This window comes from Nonomuraea maheshkhaliensis (assembly GCF_039529435.1).
Taxonomy (GTDB): Bacteria; Actinomycetota; Actinomycetes; order Streptosporangiales; family Streptosporangiaceae; genus Nonomuraea; species Nonomuraea maheshkhaliensis.
Map to the genome: position 1 here is coordinate 25,731 of NZ_BAAAMU010000118.1, position 6,422 is coordinate 32,152.

The window sequence follows — 6,422 nt, forward strand, 5'->3', positions numbered from 1 at the left end:
CGATGACGTTTGTCCAGTACAGGGGCATGGGCAAGCCATGGGGGATCGCGCGGCTCCCACCATCGCCCGGATCCTGGCCGGGCTCTCCTCGGTCCCGGTCCGGTGATCACCGGACCGGGACCGGCGATCACCGGCTCAGGAACGGCGCGAGCAACCCCGGCACCGCCCGATCGGCCAGGTCGAGCCCGTCGCCGCGACCCACGTCCACCACCTCGTAGTGACCCTTGCCCGCCGCCGTCGTGGCGCGCACGGTCACCAGCCCGGCCCGCCGCTGGAAGTACGACTCGGTGATCGTCCAGCCCGCGATGCCCCTGCGTTCCAGCGCGACCGTCCGCCTGGCCACCGCACCCCGCCTGACGACCAGATGCCGGGAGCTCAGCGCGTGCCCCAGGCTCGCGGCGCCCGCCACCGCCAGCCACAGCCCGCACGCGAGCACCACCGCTGGCACCACCACTGGCACCACCACGGGCACCACCACGGGCAGCGCCCAGCCCCAGCCGTCCAGCGAGTCCTTGACCGATGCCGCCCGAGCAGCCGCTCCCAGAGTCGCGACCGACGCCAGCGCCGTCATCAGCGCCGTCATCAGCGCCGTCGTCAGGGCTGTCACCAGTACCGCCCTGACGATCCGCCTGCGCCGCGCGGCCGGCGGGTGCGGCGTCAGCGCGGGCAGCCCCGCGCCGGCGACCAGGGCGGCGATCCGCCAGGCCAGGGCACGGGGGAGCGGCGGGGTGAGCGCGGCGGCGTCGTCGTTCTCGTCGCCGTTCGACGTGCCCAGCCCGGTGGCGACGGTCCTGACCCTGGCCCCGCCGCCCAGCCGTAGCAGCAGCGGCTCGCCGATCTCCACGCCGCGCAGCCTGCGTTCCTCCAGGGTGAGGGAGCGGGTGGTCAGCAGGCCGCGCCGGACCCGGAGCCGGCCCGGCTCGCGTTCGAGGCGGTAGCGGCCCCACGACTCGGCGAACAGCAGGACCGCGCCCACCGTCCCGGCCAGCAGGTTGGCCGCCAGCAGCACGGGCACCGCGAGCAGCGGCAGCGTCACCACCCAGTCCCACACGCCGGCCGCCACCCGGCCGGTGACCCGCTTCAGCCCGAACGCGTCGAGCGCCTTGTACAGCGCGCCGAGCACCACCGCCGCGCCGGTGAAGGTCCACACCGACAGCGGCGCGTACCTGATCCACGACCAGCTCAGCTCCGCCAGCGGCCCGTCCGCCCGCTCGGCCGGCTCGCCCTGGTGCAGCAGGACGCGGCGCAGGGCCTCGGCCTCGCCCCTGCCGAGGGGGTCGAGGACGAGTTCGGTGTCGTCGCCCGCCTGCTCGCCCGTGCCGACCTTGACCACGGTCAGGCCGAACGCCCTGCGTACGGGATCGGCCCGCAGGTCGACGCTGCGCACCCGGTCGCGCGGGAGCGAGCGGTGCCGCCGGGTGGTGACGCCCGAGCGCAGTTCCAGGCGCTCGGGGGTGAGCCGCCAGCGGGCCGCGCGCAGCCGGAGCACGTCGTACGCGGCCACGCCGGCGACGATCAGCGCCGCCGCGCCCGCGCAGCCCGCGACGATCCCCCAGAACGGCCAGTCCCGGCCGGCCAGGAACCGCAGGATCCCGGCCACCGCCCCTGCCACGAGGGCCAGCGACTTCACCCCCGACGCCCACGGACTCCGCCCCGCCAGCCGCCGCCACTCACCCCCTCCAAGCTCGTCCATGCCCCCGGCTTCAGCCGCGCCGCCCGCTTCCGCGGCGCCGCCGGCCGCTGCCGTGAGATCCGCGTCGGCGTCGGGCGTGGCGCCGACGCCGGCCCCCTCGATGGGTCCGGCCTCATGGCCCGGGGAGCGGGCGGTCGTGGTGTGGCGGTGGGTGGTCACGTCGCGTCCCCCTGTGTGGCGTGTGTGCGCGCGGTCAGGCGTTCGGCCAGGTCGGCGGCCACCTCGTGGTCCAGCGCCTCGATCTTGACCGCCCCCGCCGACGACGCCGTCGTCACCGTCACGTCCGCCAGCCCGAACAACCGCTGGACCGGCCCTCTGGCGGTGTCCACCCGCTGGATGCGCGACATCGGCGCCACCCGCCAGGTGTGCGTCAGCCAGCCCTTGCGCGTGTAGACCGCCTGGTCGGTGACCTCCCACCGCTCCACCCGGTACGCCGCCCGCGGCGCCACCACGGCCAGCAGCAGGCAGCCCGCCGCGAACGCCGCGGCCGCGACCCCCAGCCAGAGCGGCCGCTCCGTCAGGAACCAGTACGCCGCCACGGCCGCCCCCGCCACCGGCACCATGAGGATCAGCCACTGCACCGTCCACCACGCCACCGCCCGCGGATCGGCCCGGTGCCGCGGCGGCCGCAATGTGGTCGCGCTCATCTTCCCTCCTCCTCCGCCCGCTTCGCGGACGCGCTGACGGCGAGCAGCACGAAGCCGAGCACGCCGAGCACGATGGAGACGAACACCTCATATCCCCGCAGCACGGGAAGGAGGTTGACCACGAGCAGGTCGCGCGCCCACCACCACCAGCCCAGCAGCGAGTTGATCAAGCCGCCTGCCCCTTGGAGGAGCAGCAGCCAGCCGATTGCCGTCAATGCCGCTTGCATGCCGTCAGTCTCATCGCGCCGGCACAGCGCCCGCGTCCGCCTGAGGTCTGCGCGGACACCGACTTTGGTCGCTGTCGCCGCGCCCGGACAGGCCGTAACCTCGATGAACGTGACGCGACCGCTGGAAGACGGCCTCCGCGCCCCCGAATACCGGTGGGCGCTGCCGTCGGTGCTGCTCGGCGACGGCAGCGCGGGCGGGCGGGTGCGGCGCTCGACCCGCGACTGGATCGTCGACACCGCCATGTTCCTGTTCGCCTGCGCGCTGACCTTCTACTCCCTGGTGGAGCTCGACGCCCAGGACCAGCCGAACGCGCTGATGGCGGCCGAGCAGGTGACGGGGGCGCTGTCGTGCGTGTCGGTGTGGCTGCGGCGCAGGTGGCCGGTCGCGCTCGCGGTGGTGAGCGGCCTGCTCTCGTCCTATCTGGAGCTGGCCGGCGGCGCCGCGGTGGTGGCGCTGTTCACGGTGGCGGTGCACCGGCCGTTCAAGGTGTCGGGGCCGATCACCCTGTTCAACCTGCTCACCCTGGTCCCCTATGTCACCCTGCGGCCGCCCACCGACGTGGAGAAGGGCTGGGCGGCGGCGTTCGGCGTGGCGGCCGTGCTGGCCATCTTCGCCTGGGGCGTCGTGGTCAGGGCCAGGCGCCAGCTCGTCTGGTCGCTCAGGCAGCGCGCCGACGGCGCCGCCGAGGAGGCCAAGCGGCTGGAGCGCGAGCGCATCGCCAGGGAGATGCACGACGTGCTGGCCCACCGCATCTCGATGCTCAGCCTGCACGCGGGCGCGCTGGAGTTCCGGCCCGACGCGCCCGCGGCCGAGATCGCCAGGTCGGCCGGGGCCATCAGGACCAACGCCCACCTGGCGCTGCAGGACCTGCGCGAGGTGATCGGCGTGCTGCGCCACTCCGCGCCCGACGGCGACGACGTGGTGCCCGACCGGCCGCAGCCCACGCTCGCCGACCTGCCCTCGCTGGTCGAGGAGTGCCGTCACGCGGGCATGGACGTCCGGCTCGACCTGCGGGTCTCCGGCGCGCCGGAGGGGCTGGGCCGTAACCTCTACCGCATCGTGCAGGAGGCGCTCACCAACGCGCGCAAGCACGCGGGCGGGGCGCCGGTGCGCGTCGCCGTGGCGGGCGAGCCGGGCAAGGGGCTGTCGGTGGAGGTGGGCAACCCCTTGTGGGCGCGCCAGTCCGCGCGCTTTCCCGGCCGCATCCCGGGCGCGGGAGCCGGGCTGATCGGGCTGACCGAGCGGGCCGAGCTCGCGGGCGGCCGGCTTGAGCACGGCGCGACGCCGCAGGGGGAGTTCGTGGTACGCGCCTGGCTGCCGTGGCCGGTGGAGACGACTCGGGAGGACGACACATGAGCACGCCCGCTGGAGAGCAGGCCGGCGCGCCGCCCGTCAGGGTGCTGATCGTGGACGACGACGCGATGGTGCGCGCCGGGCTGTCGATGATCCTCGGCGGCGTGGCCGACATCGAGATCGTCGCGGAGGCCGGCGACGGCTCCGAGGTGCCGCCCCTGGTGGCCGAGCACCGGCCCGACGTCGTGCTGATGGACATCCGCATGCCCGGCATCGACGGGCTCACCGCCACCGAGACGCTGCGCCGCAGGGCCGCGCCGCCCGAGGTGGTGGTGCTGACCACGTTCCACGCCGACGCCCAGGTGCTGCGGGCGCTACGCGCGGGGGCGGCCGGGTTCCTGCTGAAGGACATCGCGCCGGGCGACCTGGTGCAGGCGATCAGGAAGGTGGCCTCGGGCGAGCCGATCCTGTCGCCGGCGGTGACCAGGCAGCTCATCACCCACGTGTCCGACGGCGGCGCCGACGAGCGCACCCAGCGCTCCAGGAAGCTGCTCGACCGGCTGAGCGAGCGGGAGCGCGAGGTCGCCATGGCCGTCGGCCAGGGCAGGTCCAACGCCGAGATCGGGCGCGAGCTGTTCATGAGTGTGCCCACGGTCAAGGCGCACGTCTCGCGGATCCTGACCAAGCTGGAGCTCAACAACCGGGTCCAGGTGGCGCTGCTCGTCTACGACGCGGGTTCGTAGCCGGCCAGCAGCTCCTCGATGGTGGCCCGGTGCAGCACCATGTCGTCGGGGTCGTCCGGCCTGGTCTGCTCGCCGAAGTGGATCCTGCGCTGCCAGATCCTGGCCATGACGATGCCGTGCCGCAGGGCGGCGTACAGCTCGTAGAAGTGCAGGTGGCGCGGCTCGTGCCCGGTCAGGTCCGCATAGGTGCGGCAGACGTCTTCCGCGCGCATGAAGTCCGGCATGCCGGGCAGGCCGGCACTGGCGGTGAGGTCCTGGAAGAAGCGGTGCAAGAAGATCATCCAGGACAGGTCCAGCTCGCACGGCCCCACGGCGGCCATCTCCCAGTCGAACACCGCGACCGGCGTGAAGTCCTGGAACATGAGGTTGCCGATCCTTGCGTCGCCCCAGAGCAGCACGTCGGTGCCGGGATCGTCGGGCCAGAGCCGTTCCAGCCGGTCGAACGCCCGCTCCAGCAACGGGATGCGGTACGCGCCGTGCGCCCATTCGTAGTAGGCGCGCTGCGCGTCGACGTGCGCGCGCAGCCCGGGAGCGCTGAACGGGGCCAGCTCGGCCGGTGTGAACGCGGTCCGGTGCAGCGCGGCCACCACGGCCACGCTGCCGTCCTGCAGCCGGCGCCGGTCCTCGGGCGAGGCGTCGTACAGCCAGCCGCCGAACGTGTACGGCATCACGTCCGCCGGCACCTCGCCGTCGGCCCGCTCCATGACGATGAACGGCGTGCCGAGCGGCCCCGGGTCCGGCTCGAACCAGAGGGTGCGCGGCGCTGGAATCCCAGCTTTTTCCCTGGCCAGGCGCATGATGGCGAACTGGGACTCCAGGTCGTACGAGGGGAAGACGGGAACGGCTTCCCGTGCAGGTGCGAGCCTGGCCACGCAGCGTGTGGCGCGCCCGTTCCAGGTGGCGGTGAAGAACAGCGTCTCGCTCGACATGCCGTTCTCCGACGGCCTGGACATCTCGGACACCGTGGCGCTGTCGCCGACCTTGGACCGGAGCCACACGGTGGCGCGCCGGCGCAGTTCTTCCAGGTCACGGGTGGAGGTGCGCATCTGCTCCGTCACGACGAACCTCCCGGATGGACACCTGCCCTTCGACAGTCGTATACCGCCTAGCAAGCGCTTGTCCATATAGGAGTGGTCGTTACGGTCAGGTACGCAACAGCCGTACCCTTGTCTGAAAGGGCATGTCACGAAGGGACAAGTGGGATGAGTTCAGCGGGTGAAGGCCTGTCTCGCCCGCTTCCCGAGCAGGTGCGGCTCAACGTGGTCGATCTGGCCTCTCAGGTCCTCGGGACGATGCCCGCTGCCTCCGTGCCGCCGCCCCTGCGCGGCATCGCCAAGTTCGAGTCCCGCAAACGGGCCAAACTCGGCAGCGCGCCCATCGCGGCGCAGCTGGAGAACGACAAGAAGTTCCGCGAGCTGGTCGCCGAGTCGGTGGCCGCCGGCTGGCCCGAGCTGGTCGCCTCGCTGGCCGAGGGCAACGTGCCGCCCGCCGCCGATCCCGTGCTCGTGGCCGCGGCGGCCTATCTCACCCGGCCGCCCGGCTGGGAGGAGATGATCGAGACCGCCCGCGCCGACCTGGAGCGCTCCGCGGTCGCGGCCGAGGGCTCGGAGCGCGAGGAGGTGGTGGCCCGGCTGCGCGAGCAGCTGGCCACGCAGAAGACCGCCGCCAAGGAGGAGGCCGACCGGCTGCGCGAGCAGATCAGGGCGGCCCGCGCGGAGAACTCCGACCTGCGCCCCAAGCTGCACGACGCCCGCGAGCGGGCGAAGGGCGCGGTGCGGCGCGCCGAGGAGATGGAGCAGGCCGCCGAGGAGGCCAGGC

General features: G+C 73.5%; 6 protein-coding genes and 1 pseudogene. 3 read left to right on the forward strand and 4 right to left on the reverse strand.

Annotation, left to right across the window (positions count from 1 at the left end; all coding sequences use genetic code 11):
- Positions 1-127: 127 nt before the first annotated feature.
- The 3 genes from ABFX54_RS45210 to ABFX54_RS45220 are packed head-to-tail and all read right to left on the reverse strand — an operon-like array spanning position 128 to position 2,567.
- Positions 128-1,852 (reverse strand): PH domain-containing protein, encoded by a 1,725-nt coding sequence (locus tag ABFX54_RS45210; protein ID WP_346113182.1) that lies wholly within the window; start codon positions 1,850-1,852, stop codon positions 128-130.
- Entirely contained in the window at positions 1,849-2,340 is a 492-nt protein-coding gene (locus ABFX54_RS45215; protein ID WP_346113183.1) for a PH domain-containing protein, read from the reverse strand. The genes ABFX54_RS45210 and ABFX54_RS45215 overlap by 4 nt, the downstream gene beginning before the upstream one ends.
- Positions 2,337-2,567 (reverse strand): hypothetical protein, encoded by a 231-nt coding sequence (locus ABFX54_RS45220; RefSeq protein WP_346113185.1) that lies wholly within the window; start codon positions 2,565-2,567, stop codon positions 2,337-2,339. Before ABFX54_RS45220 ends, ABFX54_RS45215 begins: the two co-directional genes overlap by 4 nt.
- A gap of 109 nt (positions 2,568-2,676) precedes the next feature.
- Here ABFX54_RS45220 and ABFX54_RS45225 point away from each other — a divergent pair, with 109 nt between their 5' ends.
- Together ABFX54_RS45225 and ABFX54_RS45230 are read left to right on the forward strand one after the other, a co-directional pair.
- The gene (locus tag ABFX54_RS45225) at positions 2,677-3,924 is read left to right on the forward strand and encodes a sensor histidine kinase (protein WP_428834641.1); all 1,248 of its coding nucleotides are present in this window, start codon (positions 2,677-2,679) and stop codon (positions 3,922-3,924) included.
- Positions 3,921-4,604: a response regulator gene (locus ABFX54_RS45230; RefSeq protein ID WP_346113187.1), complete on the forward strand. Its 684-nt coding sequence runs from the start codon at positions 3,921-3,923 to the stop codon at positions 4,602-4,604. The genes ABFX54_RS45225 and ABFX54_RS45230 overlap by 4 nt, the downstream gene beginning before the upstream one ends.
- Here the strand turns inward: ABFX54_RS45230 and ABFX54_RS45235 are convergent.
- Complete coding sequence (locus tag ABFX54_RS45235; protein WP_346113188.1) at positions 4,586-5,662, reverse strand: phosphotransferase family protein; 1,077 nt, start codon at positions 5,660-5,662, stop codon at positions 4,586-4,588. The two genes, ABFX54_RS45230 and ABFX54_RS45235, sit on opposite strands and share 19 nt — an antisense overlap.
- A 144-nt stretch (positions 5,663-5,806) precedes the next feature.
- Here ABFX54_RS45235 and ABFX54_RS45240 point away from each other — a divergent pair.
- A pseudogene (locus ABFX54_RS45240) lies at positions 5,807-6,422 on the forward strand (NYN domain-containing protein); the annotation flags it as partial.

Bases quoted from the DNA above. Each gene is read 5' to 3' on its own strand.
- ABFX54_RS45215 (WP_346113183.1), bottom strand. From the start codon at position 2,340: ATGAGCGCGACCACATTGCGGCCGCCGCGGCACCGGGCCGATCCGCGG.
- ABFX54_RS45220 (WP_346113185.1), bottom strand. From the start codon at position 2,567: ATGCAAGCGGCATTGACGGCAATCGGCTGGCTGCTGCTCCTCCAAGGG.
- ABFX54_RS45230 (WP_346113187.1), top strand. From the start codon at position 3,921: ATGAGCACGCCCGCTGGAGAGCAGGCCGGCGCGCCGCCCGTCAGGGTG.